Raw genomic sequence first — 24,052 nt, 5'->3', positions numbered from 1 at the left:
TTATGCACACTAACTATACTACGCACTTACAACAAGAAACTACTCGCGCTGTTAGCAGTGCGTTAGCCGAAGATCTTGGCTTTATGCCGTTAGATACCGGCGATATTACCGCGTCGCTTATTCCGCCACTACAGCAAGCTACCGCCACTATAATTACTCGCGAAGATTGCGTGATCTGCGGCACTGCTTTTGTTGACGAAGTATTTCGGCAATTAGGTAACGAAGTAAGCATTACCTGGCACGTAAAAGATGGCGATAAAATAAAAGCCAATGCAGTGCTGTGCCAACTTAGCGGCCCAGCGCGCATTTTGTTAACTGGCGAGCGCACCGCGCTAAACTTTATGCAGCTATTAAGCGGCACCGCAACCACCACCGCTTACTACGTGCAGTTTTTAGCCGGTTCTAATACCAAGTTGTTAGATACGCGTAAAACCATTCCTGGCCTGCGCTTTGCACAAAAATACGCCGTTACCATGGGTGGCGGTAAAAACCACCGTATTGGTTTATACGATGCCTTTTTAATAAAAGAAAACCACATTGCCGCCGCAGGTTCTATTGCTAATGCAGTTGCAACAGCAAAACATAACTTTCCCGGTAAACCGGTCGAAGTAGAAACCGAAAACATGCAGGAGTTTAACCAAGCCCTTGCTGCCGGCGCCGATATTATTATGTTAGACAACTTCAGCTTGGCCGATATTATCGCAGCTGTAGCGCTTAACGCCGGCAAGGCTAAACTTGAAGTGTCAGGCAACATAACTAGTGAGCGTTTAAGCGAGCTAGCAGCAACGCAGGTAGACTATATTTCTAGTGGCGCGCTAACCAAGCATGTACAAGCGGTAGATTTATCTATGCGCTTAAATGTTAACTTCTAACCTGTAGCTAGGCCGCGCGCTTTAAGCCAAATAGTAACGGCGTTATCGTGGCCAATTAAACTTTTACTCGCACCACGAGTCATAGCGCCATAACCGTTTTACAGGACACCCGAATGCAACTCAGTGGCACAGTAGTATATTGGCATGACGACAAAGGCTACGGCTTTGTCGTCTGCGACCAAACTACTGAGAAACTGTTTTTTCACATTCGTGATAATACACAGCGCAACCTACGGCCACAAAACGGCGACCGGCTACAATTTAGCCTGCAACAAGACCACAAAGGCCGCAACATCGCCGCACCGTGGCAGCTTATTAGCGCTAACGCCAAGACAAACACCAACCAAATCGCGGCAACACGCTCTAAGCTTAAATTGGCAGGCGAGCGAGACATTGCCCACACCAACTACATTGCCTTAATATTTCGTATCATCGTATTGGTTGCCGTTATACTCGGCTTATTATTTGGCAAGCTGTTATATGTGCTACCCCTACTTTATATAGAAGCCAGCTTGTTTACCTATTGGCTATATAAGGCCGACAAAGACGCCGCCATCGCCCGTCACGGCAGCCGCTTAACAGAAGAAAGCCTGCAACTATTTAGCTTAATTGGCGGCTGGCCAGGTGCGTATATCGCCCAGCAAAAATTAGCGCATAAACGCAGTAAACGCTCATTTCGCCGCGAGTTTGCTTTAGTTATTTTAGGTAACAGCCTGTTAATTATTTGCCTGCTTTCACCATGGGGGCAGCAATTTTTAGCCCGTATGGCGATATGGGCCTAACCTAGGGTTAGAGCCAATAATTAACGCTGGTTCATACTTAGAGGGTCAGCTCCAACTGTTATTTACTTGTTAATTCTGGATCTGACCCTCTAAGTAATTAACGCTGGCAACAAGGCTTCGGGTAGCGGTAAATGGTTTAATAGTAGCGACAGAATGCAAAAACCGCCTAAAAACTGCTTTAATAGGTACATATATTAGACTACAAAACTAATCCTTTAGTACTATTAAAAAGTTATTTTTTTGCGCAATTAATTAATAATCTTGTTATATAGCAATAACTTATTAAAAACGCACCAAAACTTTTATAAATAGCTTGCGCCGTTAGCAAAAACGGCCAAAATATATAACAGCCCAACGGCGATTTAAACTCAGGAGATACACATGAACAACATGAAACGCGTACAACAAGGTTTTACCTTAATTGAATTAATGATCGTGGTAGCGATTATAGGTATTTTAGCAGCTATCGCGTTACCGCAGTACCAAACTTACACCAAAAAATCTCGTTTTACCGAAGTAGTTTTAGCTGCTCAGTCTGTTAAAAGCGCTGTAGACGTATGCTTCCAAACCCGAGGTGCTGGTGATTTAGCAAAATGCGATACCGCTGCTGAAATTGGTTCAGATTTAACTGGCGCCGCAGCTGGTACTAACGTTACTTCGGTAGCTATTGCAGCCACTACGGCAGCGATTACCGCCACTGGTGCAGCTACTGTTAACAACGCAACATTTATTTTAACGCCAACTCCAGTTGACGGAACCTTAACGTGGGTTCAAACAGGATCTTGTATTCAAGACGGTATCTGTTAATAGTGCGTTTCTTAAACAAAGGAAGGCTATCGCCTTCCTTTTATCTATCATCAGGTTTCACTTTAATAGAGCTGATGATTGTAGTAGCGATTATCGGTATACTCGCTTCTTTAGCCATTCCGCAATACCAAACCTACGCTAAAAGAACAAAATTTACCGAAGTTGTGCTACAAGCATCTACATTAAAAAATGCTATTGATGTTTGTTATCAAACCAGAGGCCAAGGGCAGTTGGTTAACTGCGATACTGAAGCGGAACTCGGTGTAACATTCAGCACTATAACTTCAAACCCCAGAGTAGCTTTGGCTGCAATTACGACAAGCACTGGTGTTATAACACTGACAGCAGCTGCAGAGTTAGATTCAGAAACCTACATTTTAACGCCAGCTCCAACTAGTGGCGCTTTGGTTTGGCAGCAGTCGGGGTCTTGTATAGCGGCAGGTATTTGCTGAACCGTCAAGACCTTCGGGGTCAGATCCAATTGTTAATTATCTTGTTTCGGCGATTTACAAAACCTTCGAACCTTCGGGGTCAGATCCAATTGTTAATTAGTCATCGTCCTGCTGCTACTGCTGCACTGTCTTGCGGGGTGACACCGGCCTGCTGAGTTGCGCCGCTATCTGTTGTTTAAACAGCCTTCGGGGTCAGATCCAAGTGTTAAATTGTTATAATCAGAATCAGCATTTTTTTCGAATTGACGACGGTATTTCTTTACCGCATAATGACATCAAGTACGCCATTGGCGCAGCGTCTGAGAATGTTTGTGATATTTGTTGAAACAACCATTTTCACCAAACACCTTAAAGCCTTGATACCTGACGATGAATATCGTAAATTTCAACAATTTTTGGTAAATCAGCCAGAAGCTGGAAAAGTAATAAAAGGCAGCGGAGGTTTACGTAAAGTTCGCTGGGGCTCTGAAAGTCAGGGCAAAAGCGGTGGAGTCCGAGTAATTTACTATTACGTACAGCCCAACAGTCATATACGACTATTGTTAATATACCCAAAGAGCGAACAAACTACTTTAACCGATAAACAGCTGAAATTATTAAAAGATATAATCGAGAGGTGGTAGCATGAACGACAACTTGTTTAATGAGCTTCTAGAAAGTGTGCAGCAAATGGATGAAATTGTTCGTGGTGAACGCCAGCCTTGTCGTGAAACCTTTATTGCCGCTATTAAAGTTAAAGAAATACGTCAGCGTACGAATCTAAGTCAAGCTGCTTTTGCTGACCTAATTGATGTTCAGTTGGGTACTTTACGTAATTGGGAACAAGGCCGTAGAGAACCAACCGGCCCAGCAAAAGCATTGTTGCGAGCCATTGAGCGTGACCCTAAACATGTACTTGCAGCACTCAATTAACCTTCAACCTTCGCAACCTTCGAACCTTCGGGGTCAGGGTCAGATCCAGTTGTTCAGTTGTTTGTTCAGTTGTTTGTTCAGTTGTTAACTACTCACTACTCGCTGCGCGTTTTTCTACTGGGCGACACAGGCAGCTTTGGCCGTTTAAAGTGCGCGCTACCAAGCAGCCAAGCTTTATACGTGGCGTAACGTATTTCGGCGCGGGCTTGGTCCAAGGGTAAATAAGCCCGCTAACGGTGTTATTCTGACTTTTCTTGTATTGCTTAATTAAATTAGCCTTGCGTAAATACAAACTGCTTTTTTTACTTACTAACTGTTAAGCTGCAACACTCGGGTTAAAACTTGAATAACCGGCATTTACTGGCATAATCAACTGACTATACTCAGTGTAATTAGCACTAATTAGGATGTGTTTATTTAATGGCCGTAACCACTACATCTACGTTATTTAGGCGCTTAGTACAGCTACGAATTATTGATGGCGATAAAGCCACGAAAATTGTCAACGAAAAAGGCAGCCAGTTTAAAAATCTGCCTGAATTACTAATTAACGAAAAGCTGATTAGCGCAGAAGAGTTAGCCAGCGCCGCTAGTGGTATTGGCCACGCCATTAGCCTAGATTTAGACCATTTTGATATGGCCTACGTGCCAGAAGATTTACGTAACGAAAAGCTAATTCGCAAAACCAATATGCTGCCATTGGGTAAACGTGGCCGCAGTATGTATTTAGCGGTGGTTGACCCAACCGACATTCAAACCATTGAAGATTTTGAATTTAACACCGGTTTAAATGCTGAAGTTATTGTGGTTGATTTTAAAAAACTGCAAGCGCTAATAGACAAGCTGTTTGACGGCAATTTAGGCGGCGACTTTACCGATGCCGATTGGGATTTAGGCTCGTTAGGTATTGAGCAAATAGAGGAAGACGACGGCGCGCAGCCAGATAAAGACGACCAGCCGATTGTCGCCTTTATTAATAAAATGCTGTTAGACGCTATTCGTAAGGGCGCGTCAGATTTACACTTTGAACCCTACGAAAAAACCTACCGTATTCGCTTTCGTATCGACGGCATTTTGCATGAAATAGCCAGCCCACCGGTATTGTTGTCTACTCGCTTATCGGCGCGGTTAAAAGTAATGGCGCGCTTAGATATTGCGGAAAAACGGGTACCGCAAGATGGCCGAATTAAGCTAAAACTATCGGCAAAGAAGTCTATCGACTTTCGTGTCAGTAGCTTACCCACCTTGTGGGGCGAAAAAATAGTAATGCGTATTCTCGACTCTGACAGCGCCATGCTAGGCATTGATGTGTTGGGCTATGAAGAACACCAGAAAAAACTGTACCTAGACGCGCTAGCCCAACCGCAAGGTATGATTTTAGTAACCGGCCCTACCGGTTCAGGTAAAACCGTATCGCTGTATACCGGCTTAGCCATTTTAAATACCAGCGAAACCAATATTTCTACTGCGGAAGACCCGGTAGAAATTAACTTAGCCGGCGTTAACCAAGTGCAGGTAAACCCGCGTGCTGGCTTAACCTTTGCTACGGCCTTAAAAGCGTTTTTGCGCCAAGACCCTGACGTGGTAATGGTGGGTGAAATTCGAGATTTAGAAACCGCCGAAATAGCAATTAAAGCGGCACAAACCGGCCACTTGGTATTATCAACCTTGCACACTAACTCGGCACCGGAAACCCTAACTCGCTTACTTAACATGGGTGTACCCTCGTATAACGTAGCCAGCTCGGTATCGCTTATTATTGCCCAGCGCCTAGCGCGGCGTTTATGTAGCCAATGCAAACAGCAAGAAGTGCTACCAGAGGCAGAGTTATTAAAACAAGGTTTTACTGCCCAGCAGTTGCCCAGCGTAAAAATATTTAAGCCGGTAGGCTGCGAATATTGCACCAATGGCTATAAAGGCCGGGTGGGTATATATGAAGTAATGCCCATTAGCCCGAAAATGGCGGATATTATTATGCAAGGCGGTAACTCGTTAGATATTGCCGCGCAGGCCCAAACCGATGGGGTTAATAATTTGCGCCAATCGGGCTTAATTAAAGCCGCGGCTGGCCTAACCAGCTTGGCAGAGATTAATCGCGTAACCAAAGGCTAAACATAGTTACACCTAGCTTACATAAAATGATATAAATAAATAAACTAGGTGCTAACAAGGCACAGTAACAGGAAACCACTATGGCTCAGGCACAACAACTTAAAATAAAAGAGCTGGAAGTATTTAAATATAAAGGTGTAAACCGCCGCGGCAGCAAAGTTGATGGTGAAATAAAAGGCACTAGCATAGCGGAAGCTAAGGCATTGCTGCGCCAGCAAGGTATTACGCCATCGGGCGTAAAGCGCAAACCTAAATCACTGTTTGGCGACGGTAAAAAAATTACCGCTTTAGATATCGCAATTTTTACTCGGCAGTTAGCCACCATGCTAGGTGCTGGGGTGCCATTAGTGCAGTCGATAGATCTTATTGCTAATGGCGCAGATAATAAAAGTTTACGTACCTTAATGCAGAAAATCTCGGTAAAAGTGCAAGCCGGTTTACCATTATCAGAAACATTGCGCGAACACCCTAAGTATTTTGATGATTTATATTGCGACCTAGTAAAGTCGGGCGAAGCATCAGGCTCGTTAGACCAAATTTTTGACCGACTGGCTATTTATAAAGAAAAAGCCGAAGCACTTAAATCGAAAATTAAAAAAGCTATGTTTTACCCTATTGCGGTACTCGTAGTATCGGCCATAGTCACCTCTATTTTGCTTATTTTTGTCGTGCCGCAATTTGCCGAAATTTTTGCTGGTTTTGGCGCAGAACTGCCTGCCTTTACTTTATTTGTGTTGGGCATATCAGAGTTTATGCAAGAGTATTGGTGGCTAGTATTAGCTGCAATATTTGCTTTTGGTTATATCGTAAAAAAAACTTACGCTAATAATTTAACGTTTAGAACTTGGGCAGATGGCCGCATTATTAAACTACCGGTTATTGGTAGTATTTTAAATAAAGCCGCGGTAGCACGTTATGCGCGTACCCTTTCCACCACCTTTGCTGCCGGTGTGCCGCTAATTGAAGCGCTGGAATCTGCTGCTGGCGCAGCGGGTAATGAAGTGTATAAAAATGCCATTTTGTTTATTCGCGAAGAGGTCTCAGTAGGTAACCAGATGCATTTGGCTATGAAGCAAACCGACCAGTTTCCAGAAATGGTGGTGCAAATGGTATCAATTGGTGAAGAGTCCGGTGCGCTTGATAGCATGCTGGCTAAGGTCGCTAATATTTATGAGCAAGAAGTTGACGATGCAGTTGACGGTTTAACGGCGTTGTTAGAGCCACTAATTATGGCGGTATTGGGTGTATTAATAGGCGGTTTAATTATTGCCATGTACCTACCCATTTTCCAGATGGGATCTATTATATAATGTCGTCAGTTACCGAAGCGTTAGTTGCTTTTCCAGTATTATTTATTGTTATTGCCGTAATTTTAGGTTTAATCATTGGCAGCTTTTTAAATGTCGTTATTTATCGCCTACCAAAAATGATGGAAAACGACTGGCGGCAGGAATATCAGGCGTACTTTAGCCCTGATGGCACAGCACAAGCACCGGCAAAATTTAACCTAGCAACGCCACGCTCGGCTTGCCCAAGCTGTAATGCTATGGTTCAGGCGCGTGATAATATACCTGTGCTTAGCTGGTTGCTATTAAAAGGCAAATGCCGTAATTGCCGCACCAGCATTAGCGCACGTTACCCGTTAGTAGAATTATTAACGGCGGTAATGTCGGCCGTAGTAGCCTGGCAGCTAGGCTTTGGTATTGCCGCTATAGTATTTATTGTTATTACCTGGGCGTTAATTACGCTGACTTTTATCGACATTGATAAGATGTTGCTACCCGATCAAATTACCCTACCCTTACTCTGGTTTGCGTTGTTATTTAGCCTTAGCGATTCAGCTTTTGTTAATCCAGCACAAGCTATGGTCGGCGCCGCTGCGGGCTACCTTAGCTTATGGTCGGTGTATTGGTTATTTAAGTTATTAACCGGCAAAGAAGGCATGGGTTATGGCGACTTTAAATTACTGGCCATATTTGGCGCCTTACTGGGCTGGCAGCAGTTGCCGCTGATTATTTTACTGTCGTCTTTAGTGGGTGCGGTGGTTGGTATTACGCTGCTTAGTGTGCAAGACAAGGATAGAAGCACACCTATTCCGTTTGGGCCTTATATTGCAGCGGCAGGCTGGATAGCCATGTTATGGGGCGAGCAATTAACCAATGCCTACTTACGCTATTTAAATTTGTAGTGTCGGGGGGCTTGTAGTGTCTGGTTTTATTGTTGGTCTTACTGGTGGCATTGGTTGTGGCAAAACGACGATAACCGAGTTGTTTTCTGCGTTAGGCGTACAACATGTTGATGCCGATATCGTAGCCCGAGAAGTTGTTATGCCTGGCACGCTCTGCTTGCAGGCTATAACGCAATACTTTGGCGAAGGTATATTACTTACTAGCGGTGAACTTAATAGAGCCGAGCTGCGTCAGAGGGTGTTTAGCTGTGCCAGCGATAAAATGTGGCTTGAACAATTATTACACCCAGCAATACGGCAAACATTGCTATTACAATTAAAGAAACTAACATCTCCTTATGCGTTATTAGTTGCACCGTTACTGTTAGAAAATAAGCTTAACCAGTATGTACAACGGGTATTAGTAATAGATTTACCCGAAAGCTTGCAGTTAAGCCGTGCCATGGCTAGGGATAAAGCCGACGAGCAGCAAATAAAGGCGATAATGGCAGCGCAGATATCGCGTAGCGAACGGCTAAAACTGGCCGACGATATAATTACCAATGACAGCAGTATCTCTGATTTAGTCGCCAAAGTTAGTCGCTTGCATCAGCAATATTTGCAGCAGGCGGCAGCAATACCGTAACTAAGTATGCAGTGAGCTGTCACAACAGGCGTAAACGACAGACACATGACTGAACTTATTTACGAACATCCGTTAAATGAAAAGCTTCGTACCTATCTGCGTTTAGAGTATTTGTTAACGCAACTTCATAACCTGATGCCGTTAGACAGCGAATGGCAGCAGCAGGCATTTTTTAATACGCTATTTGATTTAATAGAAGTAATTGATCGCAATGATATTCGCCCCGATCTGATTAAAGATTGCGAGCGCTGTGAAAATGCGCTGGTAGCTTGGGCGAACCACCCTTCGGTTTCTGACGACAAGCTAAAATTGGTATTACAACAAGCTGTAAGACTACAAAGTGAACTGCTACGCAGCGGTAAATTTGTTGGCACCTTAAAAGAAGATAAATTTCTCGCGCCGCTGCGGCAACGCTTTTCTATTCCAGGTGGCGCTTGTTATTTTGACGTGCCGCAATTGCATTACTGGTCTAATTTACCTTTGGCAGAACGCAAACAAATGGCGACGAGCTGGTATAATGAGTTTGCCTTATTGCAGCAAACGGTAGAATTTGTTTTAGGCTTTTGCCGCGAAAAAGGCCAGTTTGCCGATGCTGTAGCCAATAATGGTTTTTATCAAAGTAACACTGAACAGACCGAATTATTGCGTATTCGCTATCCGTTAGCTGCTGGCGTTTACCCAACAGTAAGTGGTAACAAGTATCGGTATGCTATTCGTTTTATGCAGTTATGTGACGAAACCGGCCGCTGCAACAGCGATAAGAGCATCAACTTTGCATTAGCTTGTTGTTAAGGCTTGTAGTACGTATTTGGAGTAGCTAAATGAAAGTTAAATGCCCGACCTGTAATATTGATGTAGTATGGTCTGCTGACGCCGCTTTTCGGCCATTTTGCTCGGAGCGCTGTAAGTTAATAGACTTAGGCGATTGGGCAGCGGAAAACCATCGCATTGCCGATAAAACAGCGATAGATAACCAGCTATCAGAAGAATATTTGGCTGAGCTTGAGCAAGAGTTTATGGCTCAAGATAACGAATTTTTTCAACACTAAACGCCAAACTGCTGCACAAGGCGTTGCACTATTGGCTGATTGGCATCGGGAAATTCGATACTACTAAGCTCTGCCACCGTTACCCAGCGCAGTGGCTGACCTTCACGGCCTTGTGGCTCGCCAGTAAATTCGCTTACTAACCATACATCTAACAGCACGGTTTTTTCTGGGTAGTTATACTTAAGCTGCATTAATGCGCAGCTTGCGGTTACGTTAATGCCGATCTCTTCGTGTAGCTCGCGTAACAACGCCTGTTGCACGCTCTCGCTTGGCTCTACTTTGCCACCAGGAAACTCCCACTTACCACCCTGGTGCTGTTTAGCGCTACGTAACGCAAGCAAAATTTGCTTATCGCGCATAATTACGCCAACGGCAACGTGTATGACTTTATATTGAGGGGTATTTTGCATTGTTTCTGCACGTGCTCGCCAGTTAGTAACGCGAAAGATCCGGCTTGCTCACACCAACACGCCGTGAACCCTTCCTTGGGGGCTCGCTTCAGGCATCCTTGCCTTCAACGGTTGGCTTAGAGCAAGCCGGATCTTGCTTAAATGAACAGTATGCAGCCGAAGCCGACTTTATGTACCCTATGGCGAGTTTGGCTTATACCAACTTACCGTGACACTGCTTATACTTTTTGCCCGAACCACAGGGGCAAGCATCATTACGGCCTATTTTGTCGTGCTCACGAAATGTTGGCGTAGCTGCTGACATATCAGCGGGTAGGTCGCTACCAATACTTTCTGCTTCGTCATGTTGATAATCATGCGGCACGGCATCTGCTTTACGGCGCTGCTCATCAACGGCTTCTACATCTTCTGCGGCGCGCACTTGCACGCGGCCTAATACACCCACTACGTCAATTTTCAGGTTTTCTAACATGGCAGAAAACAATTCAAAGGCTTCGCGTTTATATTCTTGCTTCGGGTTTTTCTGCGCATAACCGCGTAAATTAATACCTTGGCGTAGGTGGTCCATTGCGGCTAAATGTTCTTTCCAGTGCGTGTCTAAGCTTTGAAGCATGATAGCTTTTTCAAACTGACGCAGTACTTCTGGGCCAACCATTTGCTCTTTAAGTGCGTAAGCTTGCTCAACTTCTTGTTGAATGCGTTCACGCAGCTTTTCTTCAAACAGCTTTTTATCGTCTGCCAGCCACTGGCTTATTGGCAAGTCGAGTAAGTAATCTGCTTTTAAGCGCTGTTCTAAGCCTGGTATATCCCACATTTCATCTAACGACTGTGGCGGAATATATTGACTAAGTACGCCATCAACTACGTCGGTGCGAATAGCACTAATGGTTTCGCTAATATCGGTCGCGTCTAGTAATTCGTTACGTTGTTCGTATACGACTTTACGTTGGTCGTTAGCTACGTCGTCAAACTCAAGTAATTGTTTACGAATATCAAAGTTGCGCGCTTCTACTTTACGCTGGGCATTTTCAATGGCACGACTTACCCAAGGGTGTTCAATAGCTTCGCCTTTTTCCATGCCTAAACGACGCATCATGCCAGCCATACGGTCTGAAGCAAAAATACGCATTAAGGCATCGTCTAACGACAAGTAGAACCGGCTTGAACCTGGATCGCCCTGCCGGCCAGAACGACCACGTAACTGGTTGTCGATACGACGTGACTCATGACGCTCAGTACCAATAATATGCAAACCGCCAGCGGCAATTACCGCATCGTGACGAGCTTGCCAATCGGCTTTTACTTTGGCTTTTTCTGCATCTGTGGCATCAGCACCTAAGGCCGCCAGTTCTGACTGTAAACTACCGCCAAGTACGATATCTGTACCACGACCTGCCATGTTGGTAGCAATGGTAACCGTACCTGGTTGGCCAGCATTGGCAATAATTTGCGCTTCGTTAGCGTGGAATTTGGCGTTTAATACTTGGTGCTTAATTTTTGCCTTGTTAAGCAAGTTAGACAGATACTCTGAACTTTCAATAGAGGCTGTACCTACCAGCACTGGGCGGTTGGCATCACGCGTTTGAATAATATCAGCAATAATGGCTTGGTATTTATCTTCAGCATTTAAATACACCAGATCAGCCATATCTTTACGCACCATGGGCCGATTGGTTGGCACTACGATGGTTTCAAGGCCGTAAATCTGTTGAAATTCAAATGCTTCAGTATCTGCCGTACCCGTCATACCAGATAACTTATCGTATAATCTGAAGTAATTCTGGAATGTAATAGAGGCTAAGGTTTGGTTTTCATTTTGAATTTTTACGCCTTCTTTGGCTTCAACCGCTTGGTGTAAGCCTTCTGACCAACGACGGCCTTCCATAGTACGGCCAGTGTGTTCGTCAACAATAACTATTTCACCGTCTTTTACGACGTAATCTACGTCACGCTTAAATAACTGGTGCGCACGCAATGCGGCATATACGTGGTGCAACAATGTAATATTGGCGGCGGAGAATAAGGTGTCATGCTCTTGAATTAAGCCATGCTCGCGCAGCATGTCTTCAACTTTAATTTGACCTTGCTCGGTTAAGTAAACCTGACGCGCTTTTTCGTCTAAAGTGAAATGGCCGTCACCATGTGCGCCTTCTTCATCTTCTTTTTCTTGCCGCACCAGCTGAGGCACTAATAAGTTAATTTGTTTATAAAGCTCTGAACTGTCTTCAGCTGGACCAGAAATAATTAACGGCGTACGCGCTTCGTCAATTAAAATTGAGTCAACTTCATCGATAATAGCAAAGGCTTGATCGCGCTGAACACGCTCTTGTGGCGAAAACGCCATGTTGTCGCGCAGATAGTCAAAACCAAACTCGTTATTAGTACCATAGGTAATATCAGCGGCGTAGGCTTGCTGTTTATCTGGGTGCGCCATGCCTGGCACGTTTACGCCAACGGTTAAGCCAAGAAAAGAAAATAACGGTTCGTTAGTTTGTGCATCACGACGGGCAAGGTAGTCGTTTACGGTAATAACATGTACGCCACCGCCATTCAGTGAGTTAAGGTAAGCCGGTAACGTAGCCGTTAGGGTTTTACCTTCACCGGTGCGCATTTCAGAGATTTTCCCCTGATGCAGCACCATACCGCCCATTAGCTGCACGTCAAAGTGGCGCATACCAAATACACGCTTACTGGCTTCACGCACGGTAGCAAACGCTTGCGGCAGAATATCATCTAGCGTGCTGCCATCGGCAAGTAGTTGCTTAAACTCTTGCGTTTTGCTCTTCAGCTGGTCGTCGGATAAGGCTTCGAACTCTGCCTCTAACGCATTGATCTGCTGTACTTGTTTTTCTAATTTTTTTAAGAAGCGGTCGTTGCGGCTACCAAATAATTTGGTAAAAAGTTTTCCAAACATTATCCAAATACCATTTTAAGTTAAAATATTAAAACATCAGCATATTACGCTAGATATGGTGCCCGATGCTAACGCTTTCAAGGTGTAACATTCTCTGTGTTAGTAGAAGCTGTTACACTGCTTAGGTGTATCCCTTGTTGCAGGTGCTTTAGGCTATGGCCCGTTACACCCAAAAACCGCTGGATGTGAGTAAAGTGCTGTCGCACAGTACGCTGGCATCGCAGCAACAGCAAGTCAGTCTAGTGCAGCAGCTAAACAAGGTGTTGGCTGAGGTGTTACAACTAGAGCAACTTAGCTTTTGCCAAGTTAGCTGCATTCGTGATGGCCGGGCTGTTATTTTATCAGCGTCAGCGCCGTGGTTAACCCGGTTAAAATTGCAGCGCGACGCTATTCTAGACAATTTTCGTAAAAAAATCTTGCCTGATTTAGCCGGAATTGACATTGAGGCGTCACCGAACGGCCAAATTAATCACTACAGCTTGCCCATTCCTCAAAAAACCAGCTATCAGCTATCAGAACAAGCGGCACAAAGCCTGCGTGCTGCCGCAGAATCAAGCGATGGCCCATTAAAGCAAGCGCTGTTAAAATTGGCACAAAACGCTGAGGCCAAAAACAACAAAACCCGGTAAAACCGGGTTTCTGCTATTACTTATTCTTAGGCTAGCTGCGGTGCTAAATATGAAATTGGCATTTGTGCTTTATCTTCAAAGGTAACAAATTCCCAATTTTCTTGATTAGCTAATACTGCACAAAGCAATTGGTTATTCAAAGCATGTCCAGTTTTAAACGACTTAAACTCACCTAAAATGCTGTAGCCGGCCATATAGAGATCGCCAACTGCATCTAAAATTTTGTGTTTAATAAACTCGTCTTCATAACGCAAGCCATCTTGATTAAGCACACGGTATTCATCTAATACCACGGCATTATCGAAGCTACCACCTAAGGCCAGGTTATTGGCTCGCAGGTACTCTACCTCATGCAAGAAACCGAAAGTGCGCGCACGGCTAATATCTTTAATAAAACCAGCGGCAGAGAAATCAAGCTGCATATGCTGCACAGTTTCGGCAATAACAGGGTGATCAAATTGAATAGCAAAGTCGATTTTAAAGCCATGGTGGGGTTTAAACTCGGCCCATTTATCACCGTCTTCTACCCGTACTGCTTTTTTAATACGAATAAATTTCTTCGCTAAGCGCTGCTCGGCGACACCGGCTTCAAGCAGCAGATAAACGAAAGGGCTAGCACTGCCGTCCATAATTGGAATTTCAGCAGAGTCTACTTCAACAATTAGGTTATCGATGCCCATTCCGGCAATGGCTGCCATCAGGTGTTCAGTAGTAGACAAACGCACGCCATTTTCATTGATTAAACAGGTACACATCACGGTATCACCCACTAACTCAGGCGCTACTTTGAAGTCGACTACCGGATCAAGGTCAACACGACGAAACACGATACCCGTGTTGTCTGGCGCAGGTCGGAGAGTAAGCGTAACCTTTTCGCCTTTGTGTAACCCCACCCCGATAGAGGTGACTATTTTGTCGATAGTACGTTGTTTAATCATAATTTATTCCTGCTCAAATATAAGCAATCACAAAATGGCGGCGAAGCTTAGCATAAATGTGGCAATTATGCCAAATTTCACTGAACCGCAGCTTAATTATGCTGCCAGCCTTGCCAGCGACTAACCGGCTACTAACCAATTACTCAATATAGACCTAGTCGGCTTGTTTGCGTAGAAACGCTGGAATATCAAATATATCAATATTCGCTTTGCTTTCCGGCTGTGCTTTTGTTGCTATTGCAGGCGCTTCATCACGCATGGTCTGCGGCGCAGATTTTTGCATAGTGTTACCCTGTTGCACATACACTGGCATTGGCTCTGGGCGGCTATTCTGCACTAGGCTGATATCAGGGCGACGATCGGCACCAATACCGGTTGCTACTACAGTTACACGCAGTTCGTCGTGCATATTAGGATCAATTACCGCACCAACTACTACCGTCGCATTTTCAGAAGCAAAAGCTTTTACCGCATTACCTACGATTTCAAACTCTTCAATACTGATATCTAAACCAGCAGTAATGTTAACTAAAATACCTTTAGCACCGGACAAATCAATGTCTTCTAACAGTGGGCTAGAGATAGCTTGCTCTGCTGCTTCCTCTGCACGATCTGGGCCTGAAGCTGTGCCGCTACCCATCATAGCTGTACCCATTTCAGACATAACCGTACGTACGTCAGCGAAGTCGACGTTGATTAAGCCCGGACGAGTGATTAGCTCAGCAATACCCTGCACTGCACCAAGTAATACGTTATTTGCTGCTTTAAACGCATCTAATAAAGTCGTACCTTTACCTAACACTTTTAACAGTTTGTCGTTAGGGATAGTAATTAACGAGTCAACATACTTACTTAACTCTAAAATGCCTTCTTCAGCATAAGCTGTGCGTTTTTTGCCTTCGAACGGGAAAGGTTTAGTAACCACCGCTACCGTTAAAATACCTAACTCACGCGCCACTTCAGCAACCACAGGCGCTGCTCCTGTACCGGTACCACCGCCCATACCAGCTGCGATAAACACCATATCGGCACCTTGAATGGTTTTTTTGATGGTTTCGCGATCTTCTTCAGCTGAACGTCGGCCTATTTCAGGATTTGCACCGGCACCTAAGCCTTTAGTTACACCTGCGCCTAACTGCAGCGTGATGTTAGCTGAAGAATTACGCAGCGCTTGGGCATCAGTATTTGCTACCACAAACTCTACGCCTTCAATATTGCTGGCGACCATATATTCAACTGCGTTACCGCCGCCGCCGCCAACACCAATTACTTTAATTACAGCTTCTTGGCTGTGGTTTTCCATTAATTCAAACATAGCTCTCTCTCCGTTTCTACGCTTACTTTAAAATTCACCTTTAAACCAGCTGCTGATCCGCTTAACGAAACTGCTCACTGAATCTCGCACATCGACAGACTTTTTCTGCTGATGGCGTGCATCTTTACCGTACAGTAATAGCCCTACCACGCTGGCATAAGCTGGGTCCTGTACGTATTCTTTTAAACCCGTAACATGCATAGGTTGACCTACGCGTACCGGCATTTGAAAAATATCTTCGGCAAACTCTACCGCACCTTCCATCTTAGATGTGCCACCGGTTAGTACCACTCCGGCGGCTATTTGCTCTTCAAGGCCGCTGCTTCTTATTTCTTCTAGCACCAGTTCAAATAGCTCTTGATAACGTGGTTCTACTACTTCAGCTAGTGTATGACGCGACATTGACCGAGCGGGCCTGCCACCAACACTGGGTACTTCGATACTTTCTTCTTTACCTACCATGCTGCGCAGCGCACAGGCGTACTGCACCTTTATGTCTTCAGCATGGCTAAGCGGGGTACGGAAAATTTTTGCAATATCGCTAGTTACCTGATTACCCGCCACCGGAATAACCGCAGTGTGTCGCAGTGCGCCATTGGTATAGATAGAAATATCGATGGTGCCACCGCCCATATCAACCACACACACGCCAAGCTCTTTTTCATCATCGGTTAGTACCGCAAAGCTAGACGCTAGTGAGCTGAAAATAAGCTGATCGACTTGCAAGCCGCAGCGTTCAACACACTTTTCAATATTTTTTGCCATGTCATTAGCACAGGTAATAATATGCGCACGCGCTTCCATTCTTACCCCTGACATACCAATTGGGCTTTTAATACCCTCTTGCATGTCTACTGAGAACTCTTGCGGCAACACATGTAGCATGCGGCGTTCAGCTGAGATAGGCACTGATTTAGCCGCATGAATAACGTTAGAGACATCTTCAGCAGTGACTTCAGTATCATTAATCGGCACCATGCCACTTTCGTTTTGACAGCGAATATGTTTGCCAGTAATACCCAAGTACACCGATGAAATGCGGCAATCGGCCATCAGTTCAGCTTCATCTATTGCGCGTTGCACCGCTTGCACTACTAGGTTTAAATCGTTAACACCGCCTTTATCCATACCGCGGGATACATGAGTACCTACACCGACAATACTTAGCTTGTCGTCGGCAGTTATTTCGCCCACCACTGCTTTTATCTGCGCAGTGCCGATATCCAGGCCAACAATTAGATCTCTCTCTAACGACTTTGTCATGCTTTTCTCTTTTGTTCAGTACTGTAACGCACTGCTATGCCAGTGTCGTAACGTAGGTCCACTTCGGCTACGGCGTCGGCTTTATGTTTACTAATTACTGGGTAGAGCTCAATAAAGCGCTGCACCCGTTTTAAGGTATCTTCGCGGCCAAGCTTTAAGGCTACGCCGTTACTTAAGCTTAATTGCCAAGAAAAACGCTCGGTTAATCCCAGCGCTACAGCGTTAAATTTATGCAGGGCCAATAAGCCCTGCATATGGCGGAACATGGTTAGTGCGTCCTGCTGGCTGCCTTCTGGGCCGGTTAACATTGGAAGTTCCGTTTTCAGCTGCTGTAAGGGTGCTTGAAATACGTCACCCTGTTCATTTAATAATTGCTGCTGATTCCAAATTGCTACCGGCTGTTGTTCTGTCACAACCACAACCAAAGCGTCAGGCCATTGTTTGCGCACGGCTGCCTGATAAACCCAAGGTTGCTGTAACAGGAACTGCTGCACTTGATCCACGTTCACGCTAAAAAAGTTACCTACATACTGCTGTTGCAATTTATGGTGCAGGGTTCCTATATCGATATGCTGAAAATCACCATATAACTTTACTTGTTTTACTGGCGCGCTCTGCTGGCTTTGTGTCCAGTCGGCTATTTTTACGCCTGCCCACGCTAGCGCAGCCATAGCGACAATAAAAAACACCACTCCCGCATAAAATGCGGGTTGTTGTTTAAATTGCAGCTTAGGTAAACGCCAGTTCATGGTTATTAGGCCTTTTGCGCTTGGGTTAATATCGCCAGCACCAACTGCTGGAAACTCATGCCAGCCGCTTTAGCCGCCATTGGCACTAATGACTTTTCCGTCATGCCCGGCACAGTATTCACTTCTAGCAAATAATGCTGCCCATCTTGGTCAAGCATAATATCTACTCGGCCCCAGCCGGTTGCGCCTACCGCATTAAACGCGTTAAGTGCGGTGTTTTGCATCATGGCGGTGTGCTCTGCCGATAACGGCGCAGGGCATAAATACTCTGTACTGTTAGCCTGATATTTTGCTTCGTAATCATAAAACGCGCGCGGTGTGCGCATTTCTACTATCGGTAACACCTGACCATTTAAAATAGCAACAGTAAATTCACGACCGTTGATCCAACGTTCTACCAAAATTTCGCTATCGTACTTTAATGCTGCGGCAATAGCCTGCTCTAGCTCGGCAGCACTATTAGCTGCACTCATACCAATGCTTGAACCTTCATTGGCGGGCTTAACCATAACCTTGCCACCTAAGCTGGCTAATAAACCGGCAAAATCGGTGTCTTGACTATGCACTACCGCAAAAGCCGCCGTAGGCAATTTTTGCGCTTGAAATAACCACTTGCAGCGAATTTTGTCCATTGCCAGTGCTGAGCCTAGTACTCCGCTGCCAGTATAAGGTAAACCTTGTTGCGCCAGTGCGCCTTGCATAGTACCGTCTTCGCCACCACGGCCGTGTAATACGATAAATACACGTTGCGCACCGCTCGTAGTTAATTCAGTTAACGCCTGATATTTTGGGTCAAAACCATAAGCGTCTACCCCAGCATTGGTTAGTGCTTGTAATACCGCGTTACCAGAGCGCAGCGACACCTCGCGCTCGGCCGAATTACCGCCAAACATTACCGCTACCTTGCCAAAAGCATTAACACCACTACTCATGCTTTTTCTCCTGCACTGGCTTTAAGTTGATTAATATTCAATTGCATAGCGGCCAACTGCTTTACTAAGCTGCCGATATTACCTGCACCTTGGGTTAGCAATACATCGCCATCTTGTAACACTGTGGCTAAACTTGGCGCTAAATCTGTGGGTTCAGCAATATAAATGGGGTCTAATGCACCGCGCGCCCGAATTGAGCGACATAAGCTGCGACTATCAGCGCCGGCAATGGCTGGCTCGCCAGCACTATACACTTCAAGCAACAGCAACATATCAACAGTTGAAAGTACCTTGGCAAAGTCTTCGTATAGATCACGGGTACGGCTATAGCGGTGCGGTTGATAAGCCATAACTAAACGTCTATTGGGCCAAGCTGCACGAGCAGCGGCAATGGTTGCAGCGACTTCAGTTGGATGATGGCCGTAATCGTCTACCAGCACCACCTTGCCTTTACCGGTGTCAAATTCACCGTATTGCTGAAAGCGCCGACCAATGCCTTCAAATTTTCTTAACGCCGCCAAAATAGCCTGCTCGCTAATGCCTTCATCCGCCGCTAAAGCAAACGCGGCTGTGGCATTTAATGCGTTATGTTTACCAGGTAAATTAAGTGCTACCTCACGCTGATTGCCGCTGCCATCAGTAATAGTAAACTGGCTTTGTGTGCCGGTTTGACTAAATTCACTGATTACATAGTCAGCGTCATCGCTAAAGCCGTAGGTTATAACCGTGCGACTAATTTGCACAATTAAACTGCGCAGTACCGGATCGTCAATACAAACTACAACAACGCCGTAAAACGGCAGGTTGTGGCAAAACTCTAAATAGGTGGCTTTAAGCTTTTCAAAGTCACCTTGATAGGTATCCATATGGTCAGCTTCAATATTGGTAACTACGGTTGCTAATGGCTGCAAATGCAAAAACGATGCATCGCTTTCATCAGCTTCAGCAATTAGATAACGCCCTGCACCCAACCTAGCATTGGCACCGGCCGAGTTAAGTAAACCACCGATAACAAATGTGGGATCAGTGCCCGCTTCGGCAAATATTGACGCCAACAAACTGGTTGTTGTAGTTTTACCATGCGTACCGGCCACCGCAATACCATGACGAAACCGCATTAATTCGCCTAACATTTCCGCACGACGCACTATTGGTATACGAAACTCACGCGCGGCGGCAACCTCTGGGTTTGCGCTATTAATGGCGCTAGATACCACGACTACGCTAGCACCCGTTACGTTTTCTGCAGCATGGCCAAAACTAATACGGGCGCCAATAGAAATAAGGCGTTCAGTTACGGCATTTGGCGCAATGTCTGAACCAGAAATATTGTAGCCTTCGTTAACGAGTACCTCGGCAATACCGCCCATACCGGCGCCGCCAATACCAACAAAGTGAATACGCTCGACCCGGCGCATAGCTAATTTTTTCTGTTGTGGAGTAGTAATCATATCTGTTGTCCTGTTACTTGCTGACCAACGGCTTGCTGACATAACGCCACTACCTGTGCTGTTGCATGATCTAAGGCACAGGCACGCGCTTTGGCGGCCATTTGCTGTAACGATGTTTTATTGTCTAACCATTGCTGCAATAACGGCAGCAAATGCTGCTCGTCCAAATTACGCTGCAACACTAACTGGGCTGCACCTTGCTCACTAAGCCAGCGCGCATTTGCAGTTTGATGATCATCAATTGCCGTAGGTAGCGGCACAAAGACTGCGGCAATACCGGCGCAAGCGACTTCGCTTACGGTTAACGCGCCTGCACGACAAATTACGACATCAGCCCACGCATAGGCCTTGGCCATATCGTCAATAAAAGCACTCACTTCTGCCGTTAGCTGACCCGCGCCGCCTTGCCAATAGGCTTGTTGCGTTTGTTGTTGCGATGCTTTGCCAGTTTGATGCCGCACGGCAATTGCACCCTGTTTAGCCGCTTTGGCAAAGATAGTTGGTAAGGTGTCGTTCAATACTTTGGCGCCAAGACTTCCACCCATAACTAATACTTTAAGGCTACCGCTATAGTCATGATCTGCGCCAATGCTAAGCAGCTCTGTCCGTACCGGATTACCCACCACTTGCTGTTTAGCATGGCCCGCAAATGCAGCGGGGAATGCCACCAATACTTTGCTAGCTAGTTTTGCCAGTAAACGATTAGTACTACCGGCTATAGCATTTTGTTCATGAATTAATAACGGTAAGCGCTTCAACCATGCCGCTACACCACCTGGGCCGCTGGCATAACCGCCAAAACCCAATACGATATCCGGTTGCACACTATTGATAACCTTACGCGCTTGCCACACCGACTTTAGTAACATCCATGGCGCTTTTAGCAGTGATAGCAGGCCTTTACCGCGCAAACCTTCAACGTTGATAGTGTGAAATGCCCAGCCAAACTGTGGCACTAAGGTCGCTTCCATACGGGTTGGCGTGCCTAACCAATGCACTTGCCAGCCTGCGGCATTAAGCGCGGTTGCTACCGCATGTGCGGGGAAGATATGGCCACCGGTGCCACCGGCCATAATTAGAATACGCGGTTTAGTCATTGCGACCTCCGCTAATGGCATGCTTACCCTTTAACCGCACTTCAAAATCAATACGCAATAATAACGCGGCAGCGGCCAGCATAATAACTAAACTACTACCACCTGAGCTAACAAAGGGTAAAGTTAAACCTTTAGTTGGCAACGCGCCGGTAGCTACACCAATATTTACCGCAGATTGAAAACCAATCCAAATTGCTAAGGCGTAAGCAAGAAAACCATGGAAGCTCATTTGTTTTTCTAACGCACGCTGGCCAATCCACAACGCGCGATATACCAGCATAAATAACAGGCTCAATAATATCGTTACACCGATAAAACCAGTTTCTTCGGCGATAACCGCCAGAATAAAGTCGGTATGTGCTTCGGGTAAATATTCTAATTTTTGAATGCTATTACCCAAGCCTTGGCCAAACCAGCCACCACGACCAAATGCCATTAACGACTGAGTAAGCTGGTAACCGCTACCAAAAGGATCAGCCCAAGGGTCAAGAAAGGCCGTAACGCGTTTCCAGCGGTATTCGCTATAAACAATCAATACGCCAATGGCCAGTAGCCCAGTAAAAATCAAGCAGAAGAACTGCCACAACTTGGCGCCAGCTAAAAACAACAGCGCAACAGCAGTAGCAAACATAACAATAACCGTGCCTAAGTCAGGCTGCATTAGTAGTAATACCGCAAAAGCGAATAGCACTAACAATGGCTTAATAAAGCCTTTAATATTTTCACGCACTTCTTCATGGCGTCGTACTAGGTAGCTGGCTAAATAGACAAAGAAAAACAACTTAGCGGGTTCAGCCGCTTGTAAACCGATAGGGCCGATAGATAACCACCGCGTACTACCGTTAACATTATGGCCAACCAATAATACAGCAATAAGTAATGCTAACGCGGCAAATAACAACAGCATATTACTGTTATGCCACCATTGCACTGGAATATTAATCACCAGTAAAGCCACACCAAAACCTATGCCCAAATACAGTAAATGGCGAATAGTAAAGTGCAATTCGTTATCGTATAGCCGCGTTGCTACAGGCACAGATGCGCTGGTAATCATTACCACGCCAAGCGCGACAATAAGCATTAGTAGGGTTAAAAACAGCTTGTCGTAAGGTGCTGTGTCGTCGGCACTCCACCAATTAGTAATACCTTGTATTGGGTTAAACCAAGATGCTTTAAACAACGTTAGCGCAAGCTGCTTCATAGCACCTCCGCCTTAACCGCGGAGGCAAACTGCTCACCACGATCACTGTAACTTTTAAACATATCTAGGCTAGCGCAAGCTGGCGACAGCAACACCATATCGCCAGGTTTGGCTAAGCGCGCAGCTACTTTAACGGCGTCTTGTAGCGTTTTAACTGGAATGCTATTCGCTTTTAATTCAGCAATAGCTGGGCCGTCTTGGCCAAGAGTAATAAGCTGCTGTACATCCGCATCCAGTACCGGCTTTAGCTCGCGCATATCCGCGCCCTTGCCGTCACCGCCAGCAATTAAAATTAAGTTGCCACTAACACTGGGCCGTAAACCGGCAATGGCTGCTAATGTCGCGCCAATATTGGTTGCTTTAGAGTCGTTAACCCAGCGCACGTTATTGCTATTAGTTACTAAAACACACCGATGTGGTAGCGATTCAAATTGCTGTAGTGCTTGCACAACACCGGCACGGCTAGCGCCAGCAGCCAGCGCTAAGCTAGCAGCAACCAGCGCATTAAATTCATTATGTGCACCAAATATGGTCATTTGACTAACGTTTAGTAGCGGCTCACTGGCCAACATTAAACAACGCTGCCCCTCGCACTCGGCAACGCCGTATGCCGCATCGGCTAACTTAATACCCAGTGTTTGCGCGGTTTGTTCTGGGGTGGTAGCGCTGTCATCTAAATTAAACACTGCCAATTGCGTATGCTGGTATACCCGCTGTTTAGACTCGGTATAGGCTGACATAGTGTGATAGCGATCTAGATGATCGGCACTGACATTTAAAATAGTGCTGGCTACGCTTTGTAAGCTAAACGTGGTGTCTAACTGAAAACTTGATAACTCCAGCACAAATACATCAACACTAGGCTGAGCAATAGCCTCTAGTACTGGCAAACCGATATTACCCGCCGCTAACGCATTAACGCCGCTGCATTTAAGCATGGCTTCAACCAGTTTAGTTACCGTAGATTTACCATTAGAGCCGGTAATAGCGATAACCGGTTTTTGATTGAAACGAGCGAACAGCTCAACATCGCCTATTAATTCAGCGCCTTGAGCAACGGCAAAACGAAGCGCAGGATGCGTTGGCGATAAACCCGGACTTAGAATAATCATGTCCATTTTCGCTAAGCGATTCGCATCTAGTTCGCCTAAGTAAATACCGTCTACTTTTTCTGCTGCTATTTGCTCAATACCGGCAGGTTTAATACGGCTGTCCATTAACACGGGTTTCACGCCCAAGCTTAGTAAAAAACGCACCGTAGCCAGCCCAGACAAACCTAGGCCTACAACGGCGATGCGTTTTTTTGCTAAACGTTGCGTGATGGCAACCTGTGTTATCGTCGGCATCATTG

General features: G+C 45.6%; 24 protein-coding genes. 13 read left to right on the top strand and 11 right to left on the bottom strand.

Translation table 11 applies throughout. The features are described from left to right. The first annotated feature begins 2 nt into the window (after positions 1-2). From nadC to yacG, 12 genes are all read left to right on the top strand, one after another. Complete coding sequence (nadC, locus tag E0Z06_RS02670; protein WP_132581640.1) at positions 3-872, top strand: carboxylating nicotinate-nucleotide diphosphorylase; 870 nt, start codon at positions 3-5, stop codon at positions 870-872. Between the two features lie 113 nt (positions 873-985). Next, positions 986-1,654, top strand: a complete 669-nt coding sequence (locus tag E0Z06_RS02665; protein WP_132581638.1) for a cold shock and DUF1294 domain-containing protein — start codon at positions 986-988, stop codon at positions 1,652-1,654. 381 nt (positions 1,655-2,035) lie between these two features. After that, complete coding sequence (locus E0Z06_RS02660; protein WP_279432805.1) at positions 2,036-2,461, top strand: pilin; 426 nt, start codon at positions 2,036-2,038, stop codon at positions 2,459-2,461. 2 nt (positions 2,462-2,463) lie between these two features. After that, a complete protein-coding gene (locus E0Z06_RS02655) occupies positions 2,464-2,913 on the top strand; it encodes a pilin (protein ID WP_347812433.1) in 450 nt (149 codons plus the stop codon). 269 nt (positions 2,914-3,182) lie between these two features. Continuing rightward, positions 3,183-3,536 carry a type II toxin-antitoxin system RelE/ParE family toxin gene (locus tag E0Z06_RS02650; RefSeq protein WP_243695547.1) on the top strand — a complete coding sequence of 118 codons (354 nt, stop codon included), beginning with the start codon at positions 3,183-3,185 and terminating at the stop codon, positions 3,534-3,536. A 1-nt stretch (position 3,537) separates the two neighbouring features. Further along, positions 3,538-3,825: a NadS family protein gene (gene nadS, locus E0Z06_RS02645; protein WP_132581636.1), complete on the top strand. Its 288-nt coding sequence runs from the start codon at positions 3,538-3,540 to the stop codon at positions 3,823-3,825. A gap of 420 nt (positions 3,826-4,245) precedes the next feature. Next, entirely contained in the window at positions 4,246-5,937 is a 1,692-nt protein-coding gene (pilB, locus tag E0Z06_RS02640; RefSeq protein ID WP_132581634.1) for a type IV-A pilus assembly ATPase PilB, read from the top strand. Between the two features lie 80 nt (positions 5,938-6,017). Beyond that, positions 6,018-7,247 carry a type II secretion system F family protein gene (locus E0Z06_RS02635; protein WP_132581632.1) on the top strand — a complete coding sequence of 410 codons (1,230 nt, stop codon included), beginning with the start codon at positions 6,018-6,020 and terminating at the stop codon, positions 7,245-7,247. Further along, complete coding sequence (locus tag E0Z06_RS02630; RefSeq protein WP_132581630.1) at positions 7,247-8,125, top strand: A24 family peptidase; 879 nt, start codon at positions 7,247-7,249, stop codon at positions 8,123-8,125. The genes E0Z06_RS02635 and E0Z06_RS02630 overlap by 1 nt, the downstream gene beginning before the upstream one ends. A gap of 16 nt (positions 8,126-8,141) precedes the next feature. Beyond that, positions 8,142-8,750: a dephospho-CoA kinase gene (coaE, locus tag E0Z06_RS02625; RefSeq protein ID WP_132581628.1), complete on the top strand. Its 609-nt coding sequence runs from the start codon at positions 8,142-8,144 to the stop codon at positions 8,748-8,750. A 45-nt stretch (positions 8,751-8,795) separates the two neighbouring features. Then, positions 8,796-9,542: a cell division protein ZapD gene (zapD, locus tag E0Z06_RS02620; RefSeq protein WP_132581626.1), complete on the top strand. Its 747-nt coding sequence runs from the start codon at positions 8,796-8,798 to the stop codon at positions 9,540-9,542. 29 nt (positions 9,543-9,571) lie between these two features. Next, a complete protein-coding gene (gene yacG / locus E0Z06_RS02615; protein ID WP_132581624.1) occupies positions 9,572-9,799 on the top strand; it encodes a DNA gyrase inhibitor YacG in 228 nt (75 codons plus the stop codon). Here yacG and mutT read toward each other — a convergent pair. Then, positions 9,796-10,209, bottom strand: a complete 414-nt coding sequence (mutT, locus tag E0Z06_RS02610) for an 8-oxo-dGTP diphosphatase MutT (protein ID WP_132581622.1) — start codon at positions 10,207-10,209, stop codon at positions 9,796-9,798. The genes yacG and mutT overlap by 4 nt on opposite strands. A gap of 193 nt (positions 10,210-10,402) precedes the next feature. Then, positions 10,403-13,123, bottom strand: coding sequence for a preprotein translocase subunit SecA (gene secA, locus E0Z06_RS02605; protein ID WP_132581620.1), 2,721 nt, complete (start codon positions 13,121-13,123; stop codon positions 10,403-10,405). A 155-nt stretch (positions 13,124-13,278) separates the two neighbouring features. Between secA and E0Z06_RS02600 the strand changes: the two genes are divergently transcribed. Next, positions 13,279-13,752: a DciA family protein gene (locus E0Z06_RS02600; RefSeq protein WP_132581618.1), complete on the top strand. Its 474-nt coding sequence runs from the start codon at positions 13,279-13,281 to the stop codon at positions 13,750-13,752. A gap of 26 nt (positions 13,753-13,778) precedes the next feature. On the opposite strand, the gene lpxC is transcribed toward E0Z06_RS02600, so the two are convergent. The 9 genes from lpxC to murD all read right to left on the bottom strand — a co-directional run bounded on the left by lpxC (position 13,779) and on the right by murD (position 24,050). Beyond that, a complete protein-coding gene (gene lpxC / locus E0Z06_RS02595) occupies positions 13,779-14,690 on the bottom strand; it encodes a UDP-3-O-acyl-N-acetylglucosamine deacetylase (protein WP_132581616.1) in 912 nt (303 codons plus the stop codon). 154 nt (positions 14,691-14,844) lie between these two features. Beyond that, positions 14,845-16,005, bottom strand: a complete 1,161-nt coding sequence (gene ftsZ / locus E0Z06_RS02590; RefSeq protein WP_132581614.1) for a cell division protein FtsZ — start codon at positions 16,003-16,005, stop codon at positions 14,845-14,847. A gap of 27 nt (positions 16,006-16,032) precedes the next feature. Further along, on the bottom strand, positions 16,033-17,268 hold the full coding sequence (gene ftsA / locus E0Z06_RS02585; protein WP_132581612.1) for a cell division protein FtsA: 1,236 nt from the start codon (positions 17,266-17,268) through the stop codon (positions 16,033-16,035). Then, the gene (locus E0Z06_RS02580) at positions 17,265-18,017 is read right to left on the bottom strand and encodes a cell division protein FtsQ/DivIB (RefSeq protein WP_132581610.1); all 753 of its coding nucleotides are present in this window, start codon (positions 18,015-18,017) and stop codon (positions 17,265-17,267) included. The genes ftsA and E0Z06_RS02580 overlap by 4 nt, the downstream gene beginning before the upstream one ends. A gap of 5 nt (positions 18,018-18,022) precedes the next feature. Beyond that, on the bottom strand, positions 18,023-18,949 hold the full coding sequence (locus tag E0Z06_RS02575; RefSeq protein WP_132581608.1) for a D-alanine--D-alanine ligase: 927 nt from the start codon (positions 18,947-18,949) through the stop codon (positions 18,023-18,025). Then, positions 18,946-20,400, bottom strand: coding sequence for a UDP-N-acetylmuramate--L-alanine ligase (gene murC / locus E0Z06_RS02570; protein WP_132581606.1), 1,455 nt, complete (start codon positions 20,398-20,400; stop codon positions 18,946-18,948). Before murC ends, E0Z06_RS02575 begins: the two co-directional genes overlap by 4 nt. Beyond that, positions 20,397-21,497, bottom strand: coding sequence for an undecaprenyldiphospho-muramoylpentapeptide beta-N-acetylglucosaminyltransferase (murG, locus tag E0Z06_RS02565; RefSeq protein ID WP_132581604.1), 1,101 nt, complete (start codon positions 21,495-21,497; stop codon positions 20,397-20,399). The genes murC and murG overlap by 4 nt, the downstream gene beginning before the upstream one ends. After that, a complete protein-coding gene (gene ftsW, locus E0Z06_RS02560; RefSeq protein WP_132581602.1) occupies positions 21,490-22,701 on the bottom strand; it encodes a putative lipid II flippase FtsW in 1,212 nt (403 codons plus the stop codon). The genes murG and ftsW overlap by 8 nt, the downstream gene beginning before the upstream one ends. After that, positions 22,698-24,050, bottom strand: a complete 1,353-nt coding sequence (gene murD / locus E0Z06_RS02555) for a UDP-N-acetylmuramoyl-L-alanine--D-glutamate ligase (RefSeq protein WP_243695546.1) — start codon at positions 24,048-24,050, stop codon at positions 22,698-22,700. Before murD ends, ftsW begins: the two co-directional genes overlap by 4 nt. Between the last annotated feature and the right edge of the window lie 2 nt (positions 24,051-24,052).

The organism is Rheinheimera sp. D18, from assembly GCF_004345025.1.
Classification (GTDB): Bacteria; Pseudomonadota; Gammaproteobacteria; order Enterobacterales; family Alteromonadaceae; genus Alishewanella; species Alishewanella metallidurans.
The sequence above is the reverse complement of the archived record's forward strand: the minus strand, read 5'-3'. Positions and strand labels throughout refer to the sequence as shown.

Coding starts and splice junctions, on each gene's coding strand:
- ftsZ (WP_132581614.1), bottom strand. CDS start 16,005: ATGTTTGAATTAATGGAAAACCACAGCCAAGAAGCTGTAATTAAAGTA.
- E0Z06_RS02665 (WP_132581638.1), top strand. CDS start 986: ATGCAACTCAGTGGCACAGTAGTATATTGGCATGACGACAAAGGCTAC.
- E0Z06_RS02635 (WP_132581632.1), top strand. CDS start 6,018: ATGGCTCAGGCACAACAACTTAAAATAAAAGAGCTGGAAGTATTTAAA.
- murG (WP_132581604.1), bottom strand. CDS start 21,497: ATGACTAAACCGCGTATTCTAATTATGGCCGGTGGCACCGGTGGCCAT.
- E0Z06_RS02650 (WP_243695547.1), top strand. CDS start 3,183: ATGACATCAAGTACGCCATTGGCGCAGCGTCTGAGAATGTTTGTGATA.
- E0Z06_RS02580 (WP_132581610.1), bottom strand. CDS start 18,017: ATGAACTGGCGTTTACCTAAGCTGCAATTTAAACAACAACCCGCATTT.
- nadS (WP_132581636.1), top strand. CDS start 3,538: ATGAACGACAACTTGTTTAATGAGCTTCTAGAAAGTGTGCAGCAAATG.
- pilB (WP_132581634.1), top strand. CDS start 4,246: ATGGCCGTAACCACTACATCTACGTTATTTAGGCGCTTAGTACAGCTA.
- murD (WP_243695546.1), bottom strand. CDS start 24,050: ATGATGCCGACGATAACACAGGTTGCCATCACGCAACGTTTAGCAAAA.
- nadC (WP_132581640.1), top strand. CDS start 3: ATGCACACTAACTATACTACGCACTTACAACAAGAAACTACTCGCGCT.
- secA (WP_132581620.1), bottom strand. CDS start 13,123: ATGTTTGGAAAACTTTTTACCAAATTATTTGGTAGCCGCAACGACCGC.
- E0Z06_RS02600 (WP_132581618.1), top strand. CDS start 13,279: ATGGCCCGTTACACCCAAAAACCGCTGGATGTGAGTAAAGTGCTGTCG.
- yacG (WP_132581624.1), top strand. CDS start 9,572: ATGAAAGTTAAATGCCCGACCTGTAATATTGATGTAGTATGGTCTGCT.
- ftsW (WP_132581602.1), bottom strand. CDS start 22,701: ATGAAGCAGCTTGCGCTAACGTTGTTTAAAGCATCTTGGTTTAACCCA.
- mutT (WP_132581622.1), bottom strand. CDS start 10,209: ATGCAAAATACCCCTCAATATAAAGTCATACACGTTGCCGTTGGCGTA.
- murC (WP_132581606.1), bottom strand. CDS start 20,400: ATGATTACTACTCCACAACAGAAAAAATTAGCTATGCGCCGGGTCGAG.
- ftsA (WP_132581612.1), bottom strand. CDS start 17,268: ATGACAAAGTCGTTAGAGAGAGATCTAATTGTTGGCCTGGATATCGGC.
- E0Z06_RS02575 (WP_132581608.1), bottom strand. CDS start 18,949: ATGAGTAGTGGTGTTAATGCTTTTGGCAAGGTAGCGGTAATGTTTGGC.
- E0Z06_RS02660 (WP_279432805.1), top strand. CDS start 2,036: ATGAACAACATGAAACGCGTACAACAAGGTTTTACCTTAATTGAATTA.
- lpxC (WP_132581616.1), bottom strand. CDS start 14,690: ATGATTAAACAACGTACTATCGACAAAATAGTCACCTCTATCGGGGTG.
- E0Z06_RS02630 (WP_132581630.1), top strand. CDS start 7,247: ATGTCGTCAGTTACCGAAGCGTTAGTTGCTTTTCCAGTATTATTTATT.
- zapD (WP_132581626.1), top strand. CDS start 8,796: ATGACTGAACTTATTTACGAACATCCGTTAAATGAAAAGCTTCGTACC.